19 protein-coding genes are annotated in these 21,075 nt (G+C 40.2%); 18 read left to right on the top strand and 1 reads right to left on the bottom strand.

Annotated elements, in window-relative coordinates; genetic code table 11:
• The first annotated feature begins 1 nt into the window (after position 1).
• From rhaD to RWN13_RS08960, 15 genes are all read left to right on the top strand, one after another.
• A complete protein-coding gene (gene rhaD, locus RWN13_RS09030) occupies positions 2-838 on the top strand; it encodes a rhamnulose-1-phosphate aldolase (RefSeq protein ID WP_314062422.1) in 837 nt (278 codons plus the stop codon).
• Positions 839-855: 17 nt separating this feature from the next.
• Positions 856-1,152, top strand: a complete 297-nt coding sequence (locus RWN13_RS09025; RefSeq protein ID WP_314062419.1) for a PTS fructose transporter subunit IIB — start codon at positions 856-858, stop codon at positions 1,150-1,152.
• A 235-nt stretch (positions 1,153-1,387) separates the two neighbouring features.
• Positions 1,388-2,809: a PTS transporter subunit IIC gene (locus RWN13_RS09020; protein WP_314062417.1), complete on the top strand. Its 1,422-nt coding sequence runs from the start codon at positions 1,388-1,390 to the stop codon at positions 2,807-2,809.
• Positions 2,809-3,855: a 2-hydroxyacid dehydrogenase gene (locus RWN13_RS09015; protein WP_314062415.1), complete on the top strand. Its 1,047-nt coding sequence runs from the start codon at positions 2,809-2,811 to the stop codon at positions 3,853-3,855. Before RWN13_RS09020 ends, RWN13_RS09015 begins: the two co-directional genes overlap by 1 nt.
• A gap of 30 nt (positions 3,856-3,885) precedes the next feature.
• A complete protein-coding gene (locus RWN13_RS09010) occupies positions 3,886-5,988 on the top strand; it encodes a BglG family transcription antiterminator (protein ID WP_314062412.1) in 2,103 nt (700 codons plus the stop codon).
• Positions 5,945-6,535 carry an LPXTG cell wall anchor domain-containing protein gene (locus tag RWN13_RS09005; protein WP_314062409.1) on the top strand — a complete coding sequence of 197 codons (591 nt, stop codon included), beginning with the start codon at positions 5,945-5,947 and terminating at the stop codon, positions 6,533-6,535. The genes RWN13_RS09010 and RWN13_RS09005 overlap by 44 nt, the downstream gene beginning before the upstream one ends.
• Positions 6,525-7,676, top strand: a complete 1,152-nt coding sequence (gene fucO / locus RWN13_RS09000) for a lactaldehyde reductase (RefSeq protein ID WP_314062405.1) — start codon at positions 6,525-6,527, stop codon at positions 7,674-7,676. Before RWN13_RS09005 ends, fucO begins: the two co-directional genes overlap by 11 nt.
• 343 nt (positions 7,677-8,019) lie before the next feature.
• A complete protein-coding gene (locus RWN13_RS08995; RefSeq protein WP_314062402.1) occupies positions 8,020-9,936 on the top strand; it encodes a BglG family transcription antiterminator in 1,917 nt (638 codons plus the stop codon).
• Positions 9,933-10,403, top strand: coding sequence for a fructose PTS transporter subunit IIA (locus RWN13_RS08990; RefSeq protein WP_314062400.1), 471 nt, complete (start codon positions 9,933-9,935; stop codon positions 10,401-10,403). Before RWN13_RS08995 ends, RWN13_RS08990 begins: the two co-directional genes overlap by 4 nt.
• 24 nt (positions 10,404-10,427) lie before the next feature.
• Positions 10,428-10,742, top strand: coding sequence for a PTS fructose transporter subunit IIB (locus RWN13_RS08985; protein ID WP_314062398.1), 315 nt, complete (start codon positions 10,428-10,430; stop codon positions 10,740-10,742).
• 37 nt (positions 10,743-10,779) lie between these two features.
• Positions 10,780-11,832: a PTS fructose transporter subunit IIC gene (locus RWN13_RS08980; protein WP_314062396.1), complete on the top strand. Its 1,053-nt coding sequence runs from the start codon at positions 10,780-10,782 to the stop codon at positions 11,830-11,832.
• A 53-nt stretch (positions 11,833-11,885) separates the two neighbouring features.
• Complete coding sequence (locus RWN13_RS08975; protein ID WP_314062393.1) at positions 11,886-13,157, top strand: class II D-tagatose-bisphosphate aldolase non-catalytic subunit; 1,272 nt, start codon at positions 11,886-11,888, stop codon at positions 13,155-13,157.
• 77 nt (positions 13,158-13,234) lie between these two features.
• Entirely contained in the window at positions 13,235-15,238 is a 2,004-nt protein-coding gene (tkt, locus tag RWN13_RS08970) for a transketolase (protein ID WP_314062390.1), read from the top strand.
• A gap of 62 nt (positions 15,239-15,300) precedes the next feature.
• Positions 15,301-15,999, top strand: coding sequence for an HAD family hydrolase (locus RWN13_RS08965; RefSeq protein WP_314062387.1), 699 nt, complete (start codon positions 15,301-15,303; stop codon positions 15,997-15,999).
• Between the two features lie 20 nt (positions 16,000-16,019).
• Positions 16,020-16,727 (top strand): HAD family hydrolase, encoded by a 708-nt coding sequence (locus RWN13_RS08960; protein ID WP_314062383.1) that lies wholly within the window; start codon positions 16,020-16,022, stop codon positions 16,725-16,727.
• Between the two features lie 216 nt (positions 16,728-16,943).
• Here RWN13_RS08960 and RWN13_RS08955 read toward each other — a convergent pair whose 3' ends face one another.
• Entirely contained in the window at positions 16,944-17,885 is a 942-nt protein-coding gene (locus tag RWN13_RS08955; protein WP_314062380.1) for an AraC family transcriptional regulator, read from the bottom strand.
• A 129-nt stretch (positions 17,886-18,014) separates the two neighbouring features.
• Here RWN13_RS08955 and RWN13_RS08950 point away from each other — a divergent pair, with 129 nt between their 5' ends.
• The 3 genes from RWN13_RS08950 to RWN13_RS08940 are packed head-to-tail and all read left to right on the top strand — an operon-like array spanning position 18,015 to position 21,021.
• A complete protein-coding gene (locus tag RWN13_RS08950; RefSeq protein WP_314062377.1) occupies positions 18,015-19,289 on the top strand; it encodes an ABC transporter substrate-binding protein in 1,275 nt (424 codons plus the stop codon).
• A gap of 41 nt (positions 19,290-19,330) precedes the next feature.
• Complete coding sequence (locus RWN13_RS08945) at positions 19,331-20,197, top strand: sugar ABC transporter permease (RefSeq protein WP_314062374.1); 867 nt, start codon at positions 19,331-19,333, stop codon at positions 20,195-20,197.
• Positions 20,197-21,021 carry a carbohydrate ABC transporter permease gene (locus RWN13_RS08940; RefSeq protein ID WP_314062371.1) on the top strand — a complete coding sequence of 275 codons (825 nt, stop codon included), beginning with the start codon at positions 20,197-20,199 and terminating at the stop codon, positions 21,019-21,021. The genes RWN13_RS08945 and RWN13_RS08940 overlap by 1 nt, the downstream gene beginning before the upstream one ends.
• Positions 21,022-21,075 lie beyond the last annotated feature (54 nt).

Genomic DNA, 21,075 nt, shown 5'->3' with positions numbered 1-21,075 from the left:
GATGACTAAAATTCATAATATTTACGATGCACCGTTTATTAAGGAAATGTGTGAGGCAACAAGGAATTTATGGACTAATGGCTGGGCTGAAAGAAATGGTGGCAACATTAGCTATCGGATAGATGAGGAAGAAGTTAGCTTTTATCTCGATACGGACCGTGTCCTAAGTGAAGTGGATTTAGGGTTTAAGATTCCCGAACTAGCCAACTTGATTTTTCTGGTTTCTGGGTCAGGTAAATACTTTAAGAATGTTTGGCAGAATCCAGCAGATAACTTAGTAATCTTAAAAGTCTCGGCGGATGGAGAAAAGTATCAAGTGTTATGGGGGTTAGAAACAGGTGGCGTCCCAACAAGTGAACTAGCTTCTCATTTAAAATGTCACAGTGTTCGGTTGAAAGAAGATCCAGATCACCGGGTCATATTGCACACCCATTCCATTGCAATTTCAGCGATGACTTTTGTCCATGAGTTAGATGAGGCAAAATTCACAAAAACCCTTTGGGAAATGATCACTGAATGTTTGGTTGTTTTTCCCGATGGGGTGGCTATCTTACCTTGGATGGTAGCTGGCACAGTCGAGTTGGGAGAGGCCTCGGCAGCAAAAATGGTGGATACACGAATCGTGGTTTGGCCTCATCATGGAATTATGGGAGCGGGTCAGTCAATGGACGATGCTTTTGGGTTAGTTGAGACAGCCGAAAAAGCGGCCGATATCTATTTACGTGCGGTCTCAACACCAGCTGGCATTCTTCAAAAAATTACGGATCAACAGCTATGGGATTTAGCCGATCGTTTTGGTGTGACACCGAAAGCCGGCATTCTTGCGCCAAGAAATTAGAAAGATAGGTGGATGAAATGAAAAAAGTCAATATTATTTCCGTGTGTGGTTCAGGGACTGTCACGAGTTCAATGGTGGCTGAAAAAGTCAAAGATTTTTTAGCCGATAATGGTTTCCGCGCAAAAACGGTTGAAGTTAATCCAAATGGTGTTGACAGTCAATTAGAGTCGGGGAGCTGGCAGGTAATTGTCCATACAAGTCCTTTGAAGAAGAAGTATGACCTGCCAACAATCAACTCTGTTGGTTTGCTAACTGGCATGGGCGAAGAGGAATTTTTTGAAGAGCTGCTTAAAACCGTTCAAAGTTTAGCCTAAAGCTAAGCAGGTGGAAAGAGGGAGTGGCTGGCCGATTGAATGACTGAAGTTGGGAGAGCAGTCAGCCACTGGATGTTTTAACTAGATAGTTTCTATTAAATAATCGCCTTCTTATCGTGAAACTTTCAGCCGATAAATGCTGAAAGTATCTCTCTTTTTGATGATGATGGGGATGATTAAATGAAACGATGTGCCTGATTATTTATTTAATGACCTAAAAAAAGGAGATGGAAAAATGCTAGATGTACTTTCTAAAATAATGGATTCATTTGGTGCGGCAATAGTCGTCCCGGTGATTATCTTCTTTATTGCGTTGATTATGAAAGTGAAGCCTAAAAAGGCCTTTAGTGCAGCGTTGAATGCTGGTATTGGGCTAACAGGCTTTAATATGATCATCGGTGCTTATTCGCCTATTGTGACACCAGCTGTTAATCGAATGGTCGCAGAAACAGGTGTCAACTTAAGAATTTTGGATACCGGTTGGCAAGCTACCAGTGTTGTGGCTTATTCCACTCAAGTGGGAATGATTTTCTTAGGATTAGGGCTAGTGATGCAATTGGTGCTATTTATAACGAAGTTTACTGATATTTTTATGCCATCGGATTTATGGAATAACTACTCCTTTATGCTTTGGGGCTCAATGCTGTATATTTCAACGAAGAATTTGTGGTTGTCGATTGGCTTGATGGTTTTATCTAACTTATACAGCTTAGTTTTTTCTGAAATTGTCGCCAAACGTTGGTCTATCTATTATGGTTATCCAAGTTGTACCGTGACAGCTCCTCACCATATTTGTTCCGTACCGCTGGCAGTTGGGATGGATTGGCTTTTAACGAAACTTGGGGCTAATAAAGTCCAATGGAATCCGGAAACCATTCAAGATCGCTTGGGATTTATGGGGGAGCCGGTTTCATTAGGGTTTATTTTAGGGATGCTGCTAGGTCTAGCGGGTAACTTCATGCGTTTGAATACCTTTGAAGGCTGGGGTGAAATTGTGACGGTTGGGATTGCGACGGCAGCGATCATGGCGATTTTTCCGAAAATTGCTGGCATTTTTGCTTCTGCTTTTACAACCATTACGGATGCGTCGAAACGGACAGCGAAATCTGGTGGAAAAGATCGGGTCTGGTACCTTGCCATTAATGATGCGGCTGGTTATGGTGAAACCGCAACCTTGCTGACGGGGATGTTGTTAATGCCAATCGTGTTGGTCTTAGCGATTATTTTACCAGGAAATGAAACTTTACCAATGGTTGATTTAATTGCGATTCCATACATGATTGAAATAATTATCTGTATTTCAAATGGGAATATTTTTAAATCCTTGATTAGTGGCACACTATGGTGTGTCGGTGGTTTATATATGATTACAGCAGTCGCTCCTATTTTTACAGAAGTGGCGATTGAAGTTGGGGTAAATCTTCCAGCTGGTGCCTTATTAATTTGTAGCTTTGCAGTAATGACGAATCATATTATGGGGGGCTTATTCTTAATTTTTATGACACAAAATCCACTGTGGATTGGGCTGGCGATTGTTATTTATGTGATTCTATATGTCTTTGTACGAGTGAAAAAAGAAGGCATTCATGGGTATCTTGAGAAGCAAGCGGCACTAGAAGCTGGTTCACACGCAGAAATAGAGGGGGCAATTTCGTAATGGCAAAAGTAGTGGTAGTTGGAGACCGGTTAGTTAGTAGTGAAACTTTAAAAGAAGCGGCTTTAGAATTAACTCTTTCAGAACCGATTGAGGTTGTTGAATTTCAATGGTATTCTGATTTAACGAAAGATCAATTTCAAGAAAAGATATTGTTGATTGAGAAAGGGGGACCAGAAGCCGTTGAGATTCCAGCCGGTATATTAGCGGCAATGGTTGATGCAGATTACTTATTAGTGCATATTGCGCCAATTTCTAAAGCCATGATTGAGGCAGCGACTCAGTTGAAATTGATTGGGACCTGTCGAGGTGGTATTGAACATGTTGCAAGGGAGGCGGTGAAAGAAAAAGGGATTCCCCTGATTCACGTCATTCGAAATGCTGAACCTGTTGCGGATTTTACCTTAGGCTTAATGTTTGCTGAAACCCGTAATATTGCTCGTTCTCATCAAGCTGTCATGGCGGGGGAGTGGCGGAAAAGCTTTCCCAATGATCCCTATAAAACTACCCTTGCCAACTTAAAGGTTGGCTTGATCGGCCTAGGTTATATCGGGAAATTGGTTGTTCAACGACTGAACGGGTTAGGTGTTGAGGTGCTGGTGTATGATCCCTTTGTCAATCAAGAAGCGATTGCCGCAGAAGGGTTAAAGGTAAGGTTTAAAGCAATTGAAGAGGTGTTTTCAGAAGCGGATATTATCTCCCTTCATGCCCGTGTTACACCGGAAACAACGAATATGGTGAATCATTCCTTAATCTCCTTGATGAAACCTAGTGCCTATCTCATCAATACGGCTCGAGCTGCTATTTTAGATAAGGAGGCATTGGTCGAAGCTTTGAGAGAAAAGAGAATTGCTGGAGCGGCTTTAGATGTTATTTGGTCTGAGCCGATTCAGCAAGACGATCCGCTCTTGGAACTGGATAATCTCACGATCACGTCCCATATTGCTGGCGACACGATTGATGCCATTCCTCGTTCACCTTATTTATTGAGAAATGTCTTAAATGCTTATTTTGAAACAGGTAAAAGTGATATGTTGATCCGTCTATAAGAGTTGGACAAAAGAAAGTAGTGATCAAAAATGGATTCAATGACGATTGAAATGATCGAAATGATTGTGAATAAGTCAGGCATTTCCATGACAAAACTGATTTCTGAACTGGGAATGACTAAAGGCCAACTTAATTATCGCCTAAAAAAAATTAATGATTGTTTAATTCAGGAGCAGTTACCAATGATTGTTAAAAAAAATCAGCGTCTTTATATTGAGCTAACGATGCCGGAGAAAAAACAGTTCATTGAGACTTGTTCGTCGCTGATCCATTTTTCTGATCATGAACGAGTCGATTATATCATGCTGATCCTTATTTTTAGTAGGAATGAAAGCTTAAGCTCACTGTCTGAAAGGTTGTTTGTCAGTAAAAATACGATTTTTTCTGATATGAAGAAAATCAAAGAAAGGTTAACAAACCAAGCTATTCAACTAGCGTATTCACGGAAGACCAATTATTCGTTAAGTGGGGATGAATTGGCTATTCGTAAATTAGGCATGATGTTGTTAAAAGAAATTGTTGAAGATAGTATCGTTTTTCATACCATTCAAAAGGTGCTAAACATTGATAGAGACTTGATTCAAGAGATTGAGAATAGAATCAGTCAATTGGAAAAAGAATGGCAGGTCTTTTTTTCAGAGGCAAAGCTGATTCAACTTTCGTATGTTATTTATATGGGGATTTTAAGAAGTTCACAGGGATTTACGATTAAAATGGAGTGGCTAGAAACCTATGTGGACCCATTGATTTACCAACAAATTCACGACATATTTAGGGATATTCTACCAGGCAAAGAGGAAGAACATGACTGTCAATTTATTGCGATTCAAATTTTAAGTACAAATACCATTCAAAATAGCATTAGTCAAACAGATCCACTACTAATGGACGCTATTGTGCAAGCCATTGGGAATTTTGAACGCTTAAGTATTACTCAAATAGAAGAACGAGAAGAACTGAGTAACAGTTTATATCAGCACGTGATTCCGGCGTTTTATCGAATTAAATTTGGTGTGCCAGATTCTAACCCGTTATCACAAGAAGTCATAAGTGAATACGATTATTTTCATAAATTAGTTGAATCAGCGATTCAGCCAATTGAAGAAAGGCTGAACATTAGGTTTCCTCAACAGGAATTGGTTTATTTAACCATCATTTTTCTTGGGTTTTTAAGAGAGGATTTACGGGAAATCAAAGCAAAAAAAACAGCAGTAGTTGTTTGCATGCACGGGATTTCGGTTTCTAGACTACTGTTAGAAAATTTAAAGGAGTTGTTTCCTCAGATTCAGTTCACTCGTTTTATGTCTTTAAGAGAATTTTATGAGGTCAATCCATCCGCTGATTTTATTTTCTCAACGGTTTATTTAGATACGACTAGACAAACATTCATTATCAAACATTTCTTGAATGAGCAGGAAAAAAGAGAACTTAAGCAGAAAGTTGAAACGGAACTAGGTGGAGGGGAAGGCAGTAACCTACCGGCGATGGTTAACACAACTAAGTTAATGGCCTTAATTTCTCAATATGGCCATATTGGTGACAAGGATCATTTGGAAAAAGCCTTAAATCATTACTTTTCTTCTCTGGAATATCAAGAAGAGACGTTAGAGGTAGAGGAAGGAAACAGGCATTCATTGCTAAAACTATTGCCATTAAAACACATTCAAATTTGTGATCATCCCTTATCTTTTCAAGAAGCGATTCGATTGGTCAGTAAGCCGTTGCTGAAGGATCGCTCGATTGAACCGAGATATGTGGAAAAAATATTGAAAGAGTACAATCCAGACTATCCTTACTTTGTGGTTGCACCTGAGACCGCTATTCCTCATGGGGGACCAGAAGACGGTGTCAACAAATTAAGTATGTCCTTATTAAAACTGACCCATCCGGTTGCGTTTAGTCGGGAGTTGACTGTTCGTTTGATTGTGATGATTGCACCTGTTAATCAAAAGGGGCACATGGATGCTGTGTCTACTTTTTACAGCTTAGTCCATAATTCACTTCACTTAAAAAACATTTTAGCTACTAATTATGAAAAAGAGTTAAGAAACTATTTGGAGCAAGTCTTAATGGAGGTGAATCAAGAGTATGTTTTTAAACCAAGGAATTCTCATGCGGAAAATATCTTTTAGTCACACCTTGAATCAGCTAACGGTTTTTTTAAAAGGGATGACAGTTATTTGTCTGTTGTACGTTTTTAACGAACTCTTTTTGCAAAAAAATACGTCGTTTCAAATTATCACGCCGATTTTTACGATAATTGGTTGTTTGCTTATTGGTGGAATTGCTCTGTTTCTGTTAAAGAAACGCAGTAAAAATCAGCCATTAATTGATGAACTTTATCAAACCTTTAACTTGGCAAGTATTGACGAAATTCAGCAATTGGACAAAAAATTGGTGGCACAAATTAGAACAGAAAAACTATTTGTTTCAAATAAAAACCAAGTGGTTGGTACGAAGGATTTTTTATTAGTTGATTTTAGAGAAGGACTGTTTCAGTTATTTCCAACAAAAAATTTGAAAAATGTTTCGGTTCATTCAACGAACACTTATTTTTCTCTTGTGCTTACTTACAAAGAATCAACTAAAACGATTCCCTTTAAAAAAGAAAAAGACGCAAAAGAGCTAGGTAAAGAGATTCGAAAAAACTATTTTGAGGTGAATAAACATGGTCAATAGAATGATTTTGAATGAAACAGCCTATTTTGGCAAAGGCGCGATTGAAAAGATTATCCCAGAAGTTCAAGCAAGAGGTTTTCAAAAAGCGCTAGTTATCACGGATAAAGATCTTATTGAGTTTGGCGTTGCAACAAGAGTTTTAGCTTTATTAGATTCAGCTAAAATTGCCTACGAGGTATACGACGGGATTGTGCCAAATCCGACGGTCGGGATAGTCAAAAAAGGGGTGACGGCCTTCAAAAAAGCTGAGGCTGATTGCATCATTGCCATTGGAGGCGGGTCACCGATTGACACTGCTAAAGGGATTGGCATCATCATTACCAATCCAGAATTCTCTGATGTTATTAGCTTGGAAGGTGAGGCAGATACGAAGAACCCAAGTGTGCCAATTCTAGCTGTTCCAACGACTTCAGGCACAGCGGCGGAAGTCACAATTAACTATGTGATGACGGATGAAGAGAAGCAGCGTAAATTTGTCTGTGTTGATCCACACGACATCCCAATTGTGGCTTTTGTAGATAGCGACATGATGATGGGAATGCCTAAAACTTTGGCAGCAGCCACGGGAATGGATGCGATGACTCATGCTATCGAAGGCTATGTGACAAAGGGGGCATGGGAATTAACGGATATGTTGCATCTTAAAGCCATTGAAATGATAGGTCGCTCACTAAAAGCTTCTGTTGCAGGGGATCAAACTGGGCGCGAAGCAATGGCCTTAGGTCAATACATTGCGGGCATGGGTTTTTCTAATGTGGGATTGGGCTTAGTTCACGGAATGGCTCATCCTTTGAGTGCTTGGTACAACATTCCTCACGGTGTGGCTTGTGCAGCATTATTACCGTCAGTTATGGCATTTAACCAAGACTATACGGGAGAGAAATATCGAGACATTGCAAAGGCATTAGGCCTTCAAGGAGCTGATACCTTGCCATTAGCAGACATTCGAGAGGTGGCAGTAGCGGCAATTAAGCAATTAAGTAAAGAGGTTGGGATTCCAGCGACTATTTCTGAGTTAGGTGTGAAAGCAGAGGATATTCCAGCAATCGCTGAGGATGCATTTAAGGATGTGTGTACGCCAGGGAACCCAAGAGCGGCAAGCGTGGCAGAGATTATTGCGTTGTACCAAAGCTTGTTGTAGGGGAGAAAGTGACGAGGAAATAAATGAACTAACGAAGCGATAGGAGCAGTAGTTAGATCCTAAAACGATAATGAATGAAGAGATTATCTCTTATTCATTATCGTTTTATTTTATTAGCCTCAAATTGTGCTGCAAAATTAAAGTTGGTGTTACACTTGTTGATATCTATTGTCGTCATTCGCCCCTTTTTTTTTGAGTCATAATTGCAACAACTTTCAATAAAGCGTTATCAGTTGTTGCAAAGAAATGTCATAGTCAGAATATAAATTCCTGACTATAATGAGCTTATCAACTTGATAACGCTAACAAATACAGGAAGTAAAGTAAGGAAGTGTTTATCATTATGTTATCCAAGAGACAAAAAGAGTTGTTAGAACTATTAATCGAACAAGAGGAGTTTCGAACGGTTAAATTCTTTTCTAGAAAGTTAGGAGTATCAGAACGAACCCTTCATTCAGAATTGATAACTGTTGAAGACTACTTAAACAGTTCCGACGCTTACATTGAAAAAAAGAGAGGAGTGGGGATTGTCTTAAGGCTGCCTAAAGAAGGCGGTCAGAGTAGTGGAGAACCAGAAATTGATGTTTTTTCAATTCTTAATCGGCGCATTCAAATGATGAAATTATTGTTATTTAGTCATGAGAGGATCAGTTTTAACGGGTTATCAGAGTTATTTATGGTCAGTAAAACATCAATTAAAAATGATTTAGATTATGTGATGCAAATTCTAACGGTTAGCAATGATGTGAAGTTAACTAGTAGCTCCCAAGGAACAAAATTGAGTGGCAGTGAGGAAGAACTACAAAAAGCGTTTCTACAGTTTAATCGTTATTTGTTAAGTCACTCTGATGGGTACTTAGACGAGGTCATATCTGAGAAAATCAAGTTGTTTGAAGGGGATTATGGTGAACAAGTTGTCAGTGTTTGTACAAATGTTCTTTACAGTTATGTCAAAGAACATGTTAATGCGATTTCGGATTATTATATTCAAAATGTCTTAAATATTTTAATCATTCTTGTTTATCGAATTATAAACGGCCATCATATTCAACTCGGTGATAAGCAAGTTGATGGGGATTACGATACCCTTTTTTTTGAAGTAAGTGCCAGCCAGATGTTAAATAAAGCGGCTCTGCGCTTAACCTTTACTTATACAGAACAAGAGGTCAAATATTTAGCGCAACATTTAATCTCTAATCGCTTTAAGAATTTGCCAAAAGCAGAGATTGATCAAACTATTGTCACAAGTATTTTATTAAGTGTTTCTGAATCACTAAACATTGATTTTACTCAAGATGAAAAATTGGAAGAGCAATTAAAAAATCATATTCCACCCATGATTTACCGGCTCAAACTTCATAATACAACTGAAAATCCTTTTACGAGTCACATCAAAAATGAGTTTTCGCTGACGTTTAATGTTATCTGGCTAGTTTTGAGTGAGTATGAAAAAGAATTAGATATCGTCTTTACAGAGGATGAGATTGCTTTTTTGACCATGTATTTTCAAGCAGCGATTGAGCGGGCAAGAATAAATCGTAAGATTTTAGTTGTCTGTCAAATGGGCATCGCAACCTCCGAATTTTTAATTAATCGAATTAAGAACAAAGTCCCTTCTTTAGATACATTAGAGGTGGCATCAGTGCCAGAGTTAGGGCATATTAATTTAGATTCCTTTGATTTAATAGTTTCGACCATCAAGATAAATTTGCCAAATCGCGAAGTTATTCATGTGTCCCCTTTTTTAAGTGATGAAGATATCCTCAAAATCATCAATGCGGGCTATCGCAAGCACAGGGAGCAAACCTCTGAAATTAAAGGGGATTTAGAGGCGGTGATTCAACCAGCTTTTATGGAGGTGGATAGTGATTATAATTCGAAAGAGGAGCTCGTTGAAAAAGTGGGAGTTAAGTTAGTAGAAGGCGGATTTGTTAAACCAGAGTTTCTCATTAGTGTTAGTGACCGAGAAGAGCTTGGAGGAACGGATCTCCCATCTGGTACTGCAGTGCCCCATGGAAGTTCCCTTTACGTGGAACAAACAGTGATTGTTGTCATTAAAAACAAGAAAAAATTTAAGTGGAGTCAGTATTACGTGGATGTAATTTTTATGATTTGTATCTCAGAGAGAGATATCAAAAAAACGCGAGGGATATTATCAGATATTTACACGATTATTGATCATCCCACAAAATTAAAAGAGATCAGAGGCGTTTCTTCGAAAGCCTTATTGCTAAAGATGATTGGGAGTGAGCACAAGTGAGTCAAAAAGGAAAAAATAAAGCCGTTATTACAGAAGGATTAGTCTTTTTAGATAGCCAATTAGCCACGCAAGATGAGGTGATCCAATTTATAGTTGAGGAAGCCTTGGCGGAAGGGTATATTGACAATCAGTTCGCATTGAAGGAAGCCGTTCAGCAGCGCGAACGGGAAATACCAACTGCTATCGGCTATCAAATTGCCATGCCACATGGCAAGACAGCGGCTGTCTTACACCCTTTTATTGCATTGGTGCGAACGGCAGAAGATTTTCTGTGGTCGGAACAAAATGAAGACCGCGTTCGTTTAGTTTTCTTGATCGGTGTACCAGAGGAAAGTGAGGGGAAATTACATTTGAAATTTATCTCTCAATTAAGCAAAAAGTTATTAGACGATGATTTTAGACATAGGTTATTAACAGAAACAAACCAGCATAAAATTTTTGAACAATTAAGCGCCATTGATATTTAAGTCGATGAGCAAGGAGGAATTAGAATGAAAGTAGTCGCAATTACAGCATGCCCAACTGGGGTGGCTCATACTTACATGGCTCAGGAAGCGATTGAAAAAGAGTGTCGAAAACGGGGATATGAGGTACAAGTGGAGACACAAGGGAGTATGGGAATTGAAAATGAATTGGCCCAAGAAGAGGTGGATACCGCTGATGTGGTAATTTTAGCCGTTGCGATTGGGATTGAAGGAGAAGAGCGGTTTGATGAGAAAATGGCAGCGGGGAAAGTTATCTCGATTGATCCCGGGGAAGTTATCAAACATCCTACAGAGGTTCTCGATCGAGCTGAAAAACTGTAGAACGACTCATTAGCAGATAATAAGGAGATGACTTGACATGAAAAAAGAAAATAAAGTGTTAAAGGATTTGCAAAAAGCATTTAACACCGGTGTGTCGTTTATGTTGCCAGCGGTAGTGGTTGGCGGAATTTTCTTGGCAATTGCTTTGGCAACTGGTAAGGCAACGGATAGTGGGATGGAAATTACGAGTCCTTTTATGCAAAATCTAAACGATCTAGGGGCTGCTGGTTTTGCCATGATGATTCCATTATTGTCCGGCTATATTGCCCATTCTCTAGCGGGAAAACCGGCTTTAGCACCAGCTATGATATTAGGTTTTGTTGCCAATAATCCAATTGGGGCAGGACAGATTAAGACTGGGTTTTTAGGGGCTATGATCATGGGGGTAGCGGTCGGTTACTTTGTCAGATGGTGTAAAACTTGGAAAGTGCCGGCAACAATTCGCACGATTATGCCGATTTTAATTGTGCCAGTCGTGACGACCTTTGTTTTAGGCATGCTTTATATCTACGTTATAGCTGTGCCAATTGGAGCCGCGATGGACTGGTTAGTAGAAGTGCTAGGACGGATGCAAGGTGGCAGTGCGATTGTACTTGGCTTGATTATTGGTGCGATGACAGCAGTTGATATGGGGGGACCAATTAATAAAACGGCTACGGCTTTTACATTGGCCCTGATGTCGGAAGGGATCTACGCTCCTAATGGCGCACACCGGATTGCGGTGGCTATTCCGCCCTTGGCGATGGCGATTTCGACCTTAATCGATCGTAAAAAGTACACCTCAGAAGATCGCGATTTAGGGATTTCAGCCCTGTTTATGGGCTTGATCGGAATAACGGAAGGCGCGATTCCCTTTGCGGTTAAAGACATGAAACGGGTATTACCGGCAATTATTATCGGCAGTGCCATTGGTGGGGCCTTGGGAATGGCGAATGGCGTAGAAGCGCTAGTCCCTCACGGTGGCTTGATTATTTTACCTGTTGTGAATGGGAAATTATGGTACGTGATTTCCATGCTAATAGGAACACTAGTATCAGTGGCAATTCTACACTTTACGAAACCGAATTTAGACGATCTTAAATCAGAATAAACTCGGCATGTAATGAAATGATTGAAAATTAAAATGATGGAGATGGCGATGAGATGAAGAAATTACCAATTAAAACAGTAGTTGAAGGACTTTTAACCTTACAAAAGACAGGAAAAAGTGCGACGTTATTAGGCATCGGCCCAATGTCGAAGAACTGTGTTCAAGCGACATTGGAATTATCAAAAGAAGGCGATTATCCGGTTATGTTTATCGCGAGTCGCAATCAAGTGGATGCTGATGAATTAGGGGGTGGCTACGTCAATGGCTGGAATCAGTTTACCTTTGCTCAAGCGGTAGCCGATGTAGCTGAAGCGATTGACTATGATAATTTATATTATTTATGCCGTGATCATGGGGGACCTTGGCAACGTGATCAGGAACGAAATGATCACATCCCAACAGAGGAGGCGATGAAGTTAGGGCAACAATCTTATGTGGCAGACATTGAGGCGGGCTTTGATTTATTGATGATTGATCCCACAAAGGACCCTTTTGAAGTGGGGAAAGTCATTCCTTTAGATGTTGTGTTGGAACGGACCATTGATCTAATCGAATTTTGTGAAAATGAACGGAAAGCCCGAAATCTACCTGAGATTGGTTATGAAGTGGGAACAGAGGAAACCAATGGTGGCTTAACCTCAACAGAAACTTACGAAACCTTTATTTTACAGTTGCAAACAGAATTAGAAAAAAGAGGCTTACCGATGCCGACCTTTATTGTGGGGCAAACGGGAACATTAACCCGCAAAACGGAACAAGTCGGAACCTTTAATTTTAAGAATGCTTATGAATTAGCTCAGATGGCAAAACGCTATGGTGTTGGTCTTAAAGAGCATAATGGAGATTACCTGGATGACGTGACATTATTAGAACACATTCCGTCAGAAATTACGGCTACTAATGTGGCGCCACAATATGGAACAGAAGAAACGCGGGCCTACTTAAATTTAGCGGCAGTAGAAGCCAAATTAGTTGAGTACGGTTTGGTGAAGACGCCGTCTAAGACTCGTGATGTGTTATTGGCTCACGCGATTAAAAGTGAACGTTGGAGAAAGTGGATGGTTGGCGATCAAACAGACTTAACAGTGGAGCAAATTATAGCAGATGAAGTGCTTTCAAAAGAAATACTGGATATTGCCGGACATTATACTTTTAATGATGAGGCCGTTAAAAAAGAAATCGCAACGATGTATAAAAACTTGGCTCAACACAATGTGGACGGGCAACGTTATGTTATCGATCATATCAAGCGCCCCATTCGCGATTATGCAGAGTGCTACAACTTGAAAGGCGCTACGACACGGATTAAAGGATTGCTTAAATAAAGGCTGTATGAGAAAAATAACAGTTAAGGATAGCTAATCAATGGGTTAGCTATCCTTTTTAGAAAAGGGGTAATGTGATGTTTACGTCACTTGATCAACAAGCAGTTAATACGATTCGGGCATTGAGCCTTGATGCAATTGAAGGGGCCAATTCAGGACATCCGGGTTTACCTTTAGGAGCCGCGCCAATGGCCTATGTCCTATGGTCTAAATTTTTAACCGTTAACCCACTGACATCCACCAATTGGACAAATCGTGACCGTTTTATTTTATCAGCAGGTCACGGCTCTGCAATGTTGTATAGTTTACTTCATTTAGCGGGGTATCAAGTGAGTTTGGCTGACTTAAAAAACTTTCGACAGTGGGGATCCAAAACGCCAGGACATCCAGAAGTCCATCATACCGATGGGGTTGAAGCGACGACCGGGCCATTGGGACAAGGGCTTGGCATGGCAGTTGGGATGGCCATGGCGGAAGCCCATCTGTCCACAAGGTATAATCAGGCAGGCTATCCAATCGTTGACCACTATACCTACAGTCTTTGTGGCGATGGGGACTTGATGGAGGGCATCTCTCAAGAAGCCTGTTCGCTAGCGGGCCATCTTAAACTGGGCAAGTTGATTGTGCTTTATGATTCCAATGATATTTCCTTGGACGGACCAACAGATAAATCCTTTACCGAAAATGTTGGACAACGTTTTATCGCTAGCGGTTGGCACTATCTATTAGTCGAAGATGGCAATGATTTAGAGGCGATTTATCAGGCCATTGCTTGTGCCAAAGCACATAGTGAGCAGCCGACTTTAATAGAGGTCAAAACGATTATTGGCTATGGTTCATCTAAGCAAGGGACATCCAGTGTTCACGGGTCCCCATTAGGAAAAGAGGAAACCGAAGCTGTTAAAACTTTTTATGGTTTAGATAAGAAACAAGAGTTTCATGTTTCAGAAGAGGTGAAAACTCATTTTAGTCAACAAATGGTGGCAAAAGGGGAACTAGCAGAACGTGAATGGGGGCAATTGTTTACGGCCTACGGAGAAGTTTACCCAGAGTTGGCGGCCCAATATCAGCGAGCGTATGCTGGCGATTTACCAGAGGACTGGGATCAGCAATTACCAAGGACTGAGGTCGGGAGGTCAGTGGCAAGTCGGGTGACAAGTAAGGAGACGATTCAAGAGATTGCTAAGGCAGTGCCTTATTTTTGGGGTGGCTCCGCCGACTTATCTTCCTCTAATAACACCATGATCGTCGGAGAGGCCGATTTTGCGGCCAAAAGCTATGGCGGTCGAAATATTTGGTTTGGTGTTAGAGAATTTGCCATGGCAGCTGCGCTGAATGGCATTCAACTACACGGTGGAACACGAGTTTATGGCGGGACATTCTTTGTATTTGTTGATTATTTAAGAGCGGCATTACGTCTAAGTGCCTTGCAAAAATTACCTGTTATCTATGTCTTAACCCATGACTCCGTTGCAGTTGGCGAAGATGGGCCAACTCATGAACCGATTGAGCAATTGGCTAGCTTACGTTGTTTGCCAAATGTTCAGGTTATTCGACCTGCTGATGGCAATGAAACGGTGGCGGCATGGAAGGTTGCCATGACTTCAAGACTAACACCGACTGTTTTAGTATTAAGTCGCCAAAACTTACCGGTCATTGAGGGGTCTGAAATTCTAGCGGAAGAGGGGGTCGCAAGGGGGGGTTATATTCTGTCACCTCAACATGGTCGCCATCCCGATGGCATCTTGATTGCCACCGGTTCCGAAGTAGCCTTAGCCGTTCAAACGCAAAAGCTGTTGAGAGAACAAGACCAAGATGTGTCAGTTGTTTCATTGCCTTGCTTTGAATTGTTTGAACAACAATCTAAAGTTTATCAAGAGATGGTTTTACCACCAAAGGTTAAGCGGCGCTTATCCATCGAAATGGGGGCCAGTTTTGGCTGGGAACGTTATGTGGGGACCGCAGGGGCTAGTTTAGCCATCGATTGTTTTGGTGCAAGTGCGCCAGGTGAGACGGTCATTGATAACTATGGCTTTACAGTTGAGAATGTCATGGCAAGATATAATAAGATAATAGGATGAAGACTTGGAGAAAGGTTTAAATCGTGGTTTTATCCATGTTCTTTTCAACTAGAAAGGGTGACATGATGCTAGCGTTTATTTTTGATGTGGATGATACTCTTTACGACCAGCTTCAGCCGTTTCAATATGCATTGGAACAACATATAAATGTTAAGCAACTTTCAGTGGAAAAAGTGTTTATTCGCAGCCGCCAGTATAGTGATCAGTTCTTTCATTTAGCAGAAAGTGGCCAAATAACCATGGAGGAGATGCACCACTACCGCATCCAAAGGGCCCTATCAGATTTTGGTGTGTCAATGACATCGTCAGAAGCGGCAGGTTTTCAACGAGATTACGATCGTTTTCAGCAAGACATTTGTTTAATAGATGATGTCAGAAAGACTCTGGAGTATTGTCTGGTCAACGGTTTTTTAATAGGGGTCATCACTAATGGTCCTGAAAAGCATCAATGGCGTAAAATAGAGCAGTTGCAACTGACCAAGTGGATACGGGAGGAGAATATCATTGTCTCTGGAGAAGTTGGTTTAGCTAAACCACAGGCTGAAATTTTTGAACTAGCAGAAATAAGAATGGGTTTAACGAAATCGAAGACCTATTATATTGGCGATTCGTATCAAAATGATGTAGTAGGCGCCAAGAATGCGGGATGGCAAGCTGTTTGGAGTAATCGACGGGGTCATCTTCCTTCCGACGTACCAATCAATTATGATTATTTGATTAATGACGAGTCAAGCTTGCTTAGCTTTGTTCAAACTTTTTAGGAATAAAGGAGAAAAAATCGATGATAAAAGGGATTATATTTGATATTGATGACACCCTGTATGACCAACAAAAGGCGTTTATTCAAGCTTTTAATGAATGTTTACCAACTTATGTAAATGACGTTGACTATGGTGCCTTGTTTCAAAGGATGAGAATGTATGGCGACGAGAGTTTTTCTTTAGGATACGGACTTTCGGATCTTCGAAGGATGCAAATCTATCGAGTTAAACGTGCCTTGGGCGACTATCAAATTGAGGTATCAGATGATTTAGCTCTTAAATTTCAACAAGCTTTTGAAGGCTATCAAGAAGAGATTGAACTATTTGTGGAAATGCCTTCAATCTTTGAAAGGATCAGTGCTAGGAAGTTGGCTATGGGTCTTATTACTAATGGAACGACAAAAAGACAATCTCAAAAAATCGAGAGGTTGGGGCTAAAAGAGTGGATGCCTGCTGATCTCATGTTGATTTCTGAAGAGGTCGGAATGGCTAAACCAAAGCCTGGCATTTTTGAGTTGATGGCTCATCGCTTATCGATGGCTAGCTCTGAGTTACTTTATGTAGGAGATAATTATGCCAACGACATCGTTGGAGGGAATTCAGCAGGATGGCAAACAATCTGGGTAAATTATCACCGATTGATTAAGCCAACTGAAGTTGTTCACCCTAATTATACAGTGCAAAGTCCAAAAGACTTAGCGCGTTTGCTAGAAGGCGTTTTACTGTAGGAAGAGGAGTCAGAAGGCCAACTGACAATAGAATATTACTATTTCTTTTGAGAGGTAGTTGGCATCCGTTCTTTTGATTATCTGAATTTATTGGGACTAACTGGCTGATTGTTTAACATGATAAAATGGCCAATTCCGTATGACTGACCAACATCAAAAAGCTCCCCAAATCCAACTAATGGATACGGGGAGCTTTTTTGGTGTCATTGACCCTCTTTAAAGAAGGGTTATGTCATTCGGCTTTTTTCGATAGGCTGTGGGGGTTAAGCCGATTTCTTTTTTGAAAACAGTCGCAAAGTAATTGGGATCTTCGAAGCCACTTTCGAAGGCAATATCAATAATTTTGAGAGAGGTATTTATTAGTAAGTACTCAGCTTTCATAATGCGCATTTTGTTTAAATAAGTAAAAAAGGAGAGTCGAAAATTCTTTTTGAAAAAGCGACAAAAGTGCTCTTGACTAAAGCCAATGTGTGAACTGATGTCTTCAAGGGTAATCGGGTTGTTGTAGTTTTCCTCAATGTAAAGGAGGATTTTTTTGCATTTATAGGAGGTGACGTCCTTTTTAATTTCATTGTTTTGATCAAAGGGAAAGAGCAGCTCTTTTTCTTGATAAAGTTCGTGAAAGAACAGCAGCAGATTAGCCTTTAAGGTGAGCTCAAAATAGTTTCTTTTTAAAGCAAAGGCATCAACTAGTTGGGCTATGTAATGTCTTAATGATTCTATATTAGGAATAGCTTTGGTCCCATGGAGGATATGTTGGGCGGGATGCTTAATGATGGGATCGAGATAAGATTGCTGGATGAAATCGGAACTATGGCTTTCAATAAAAAAGGAGTCAAAGACAATCGCAAAAAAAGAACAGGGCGAGTCTTGGTAGTTAAGGGCGCCGTGTAACAAGTTTGGTGGAATAAAGAGGAGGTCGCCTTCTTTTGCAATAAAATGATTGCCTTCAATCAGCACGTCCATCTGGCCTTGTGAGATATAGAGGATTTCCATCTCTCGGTGCCAATGGGTATGAATCATAAATTTACGTTGAGCAGGGTGGTTGGTGAAGTGGACGGCAAAAGGGAATAAGCTGTTGCCATGTTCGGTTATTTCATTTAGAGATGGGTCAATATCTTTTTCGCTGGGATTAGGGGTGAAAATGTTTGGATTCATTGTCGGTCATATCCTTTCGTCTAAAATATCAATATTTTCATGTATTTTGATTAATATTGCGAACACATTGTAACGTAATTGCTCCTATAATAAAAGGGTATTCAAGAATAAACTATTGGAGGATGGATCATGAAGAAACTATTTATCGTATCGGCAACACTCGTCGGAATGCTTGGATTAGTGGGGTGTGGCAAGTCTGAGGACACAGCCAGTGAGAAAAAAACGACGATTGAAGTCTTTAATATTAAAACTGAAACAGCGGAGCAAATGGATAATTTAGTTGAAACTTTTGAAGCAAGTCATCCAGATATCCGCATCAATATGACAACGGTTGGAGGCGGCACGGATGCGACGGCAGCAATGCAGTCTAAGTTTTCTTCTGGAGATGAGCCGGATATTTTTATGCTGGGTGGGTTATCGGATACCCAAACTTGGGAACACAAGTTATATGATTTAAGCAAAAGCGATATAGCTGGCAAAGCCATGGAGGGGACTTTGGAAGGGGCCACCTTAAAGGATCAAGTACTAGGGATTCCAATGAATATTGAAGGGTATGGCTGGCTGGTCAATAAGGCCATTTTTAAAGAAGCTGGGATTGAGGTAGATGAGATTCACTCATTTGCTGATTTTGAATCCGCTGTCAAAAAGTTGGACCAAAAGAAAGATGAACTAGGCTTAAGTGGTGTTTTTGCCTTTAGTGGTGGTGAAACATGGGTAACCAGTCAATTCAGTTCCAATTTTATTGGTCCTGAGTTTAATGACAGCTTGGTTGAGACTTACAATAGCAAGACTCTAGACTTTAGTTATGGCGATCAGATGGAAGCTTATCTGAATCTAGCGGCCACCTATAATGCGTCACCCCTTGAATCAATGGATTACAGCACCTCTGTCGAGGAACTTTTTGCTGGTGGAAAAGTGGCCATTATCCATCAGGGAAATTGGATTGTGCCAACTTTGAATAGCTTAGATGAGACATTTGCTAAAGAAAAGCTGGGGATTGTGCCAATGTTTGTTGAAAATGAGAGGGAAGGTAAAATTGTCGCAGGGCCAGCTTGGTATTGGGGGGTCAACAAGGATAAAGATCAAAAGAAAATTGACGCGTCAATTGAGTTCCTTACGTGGATGTACACGGATGAGGCGGCCATGGACGCGATTATTAATGAGTTTGATTTTATCCCTGCTTACACTAATTTTTCAAGCGATGCGATTACTGATCCTCTTTCGAATCAGATTTACACCTACTTATCGGAGGGCAAAACAGTGCCTTGGGTTCATAATTCCTATCCCGATGGTTTTGGGCAGAATGTGATTGGTGTGCAAGTTCAAGCTTATACAGCCGATCAACTTTCGTGGCAAGACTTGTCTAAGACTCTAACAACCACCTGGAAAGATGAACGACAGTAGAAGACTGGGGAGGCTTTGCCTCCCAGAGAAGGAGGAAAGGTATGTTAACAAATAAATCAACATCTTTTTGGCTGTTGTTGTTGCCGGCATTAATCAGTTTGACCCTGGTTTTGTTTATTCCGTTATTAGTGGGTTCGTATTATTCGCTAACAGATTGGAATGGGAATACAGTTGGTCAATTTGTTGGGATTCAAAATTATCTGCGAGCGTTTCAGGATCAAGGCTTTATGGATAGTTTGGTTTTTACAGCGAAATTTTCACTGGTTAGTATTGTCTTAATAAATGGTATTGCCTTGCTGCTGGCTACATTGGTGACACAAAAATTAGGTAGATGGACTACTTTTTTTCGAACGGTCTTCTTTATGCCTAATTTAATTGGTGGGATTATTTTAGGGTTTATTTGGCAGTTTATTTTTAATAAGGCGTTTGAAAGCATTGGGACGCTGACTGGCCTTAGTTTCTTTAAAGGCTGGCTTAGTACGCCAGAGACAGGATTCTGGGGGCTAGTCATGCTTTTTGTGTGGCAGATGAGTGGTTATATGATGCTTATCTATGTCTCGTTTTTAAACAATATTCCAGAAGAAATTTTGGAAGCTGCTGACATGGATGGGGCATCGCCGATTCAAACCTTTTTCAAAATTAAGTTGCCGATGTTAATGCCGGCTTTTACGGTGACATTATTTTTAACTTTATCCAATGCCTTTAAACTATATGATCAAAATTTAGCCCTAACCCAAGGGGGGCCTTATAACTCCACTCAAATGGCGGCCATGAATATTTATAATGAAGCCTTCGCCATGAGAAAAATGGGATTTGCTCAGTCGAAAGCGATTATCTTCCTAGTTATTATCGTCGTAATCTCAATTGTTCAGATTTCAATCACTCGTAAAAAGGAGATCAGCGCCTAATGAAAGCTAAATTTAAGTCTAAAAAAATAGTGTTAATAGTTGTGGGTTTGGCTTTTTCAGCTTTATGGTTCTATCCTTTTTTCTTAATTTTGATTAATTCCTTTAAAACTAAACAGGAGATTTTTCAAAATACGTTAAATTTGCCTAAAAGTTTGGTGTTTACGAATTATGGGACGGCAGTTGAAAAATTAGATTTTGTCCGAAGTGCAGCCAATTCACTGCTAATTACCATTGGATCACTGATGCTGATTATTATCGTGTCCTCATTGGCAGCGTACGCCTTATCGCGTAATACTAGTAAACTAAGTAGTTTTATTTATTTCATTATTGCTATTGGGTTACTGATTCCCTTTCAAGGGATTATGATTCCGCTGATTTCTCTTTTCGGCAAAGTCAGCATGCTGAATCGGCCTGGTTTAATGGTGATGTATTTAGGATTGGCAACTAGTATGGCGACATTTATGTATTACGGGGCCCTGCGAGGCATTCCAAAATCTTTAGACGAAGCGGCCTTGATTGACGGTGCCAGCACACTAAAAATATACTGGAAAATTATTTTTCCTTTGCTAAAACCGACGACCGTCACGATTATTGTCTTAAATTCCTTGTGGTTTTGGAATGACTATCTACTGCCTTCATTAAGTGTGAATAAAGAAGGTATGTATACGATTCCGTTAAAAATGTTTTATTTCTTTGGGGAATTTAACAAACAATGGCATCTGGCTTTAGCGGCTTTAGTCATCGTGATTGTTCCAATTATTATCTTATTTATACTGTTACAAAAACATGTGGTAAAAGGCATTTCAGATGGGGCAGTTAAATAGTCTGACTGAACTGATGAACAAGAAAAGATGCTACTAATATTTTTTATAGGAGGA

Origin of the sequence: uncultured Vagococcus sp., assembly GCF_963518325.1 — a bacterium.
Lineage (GTDB): Bacteria > Bacillota > Bacilli > Lactobacillales > Vagococcaceae > Vagococcus_D.
The sequence above is the reverse complement of the archived record's forward strand: the minus strand, read 5'-3'. Positions and strand labels throughout refer to the sequence as shown.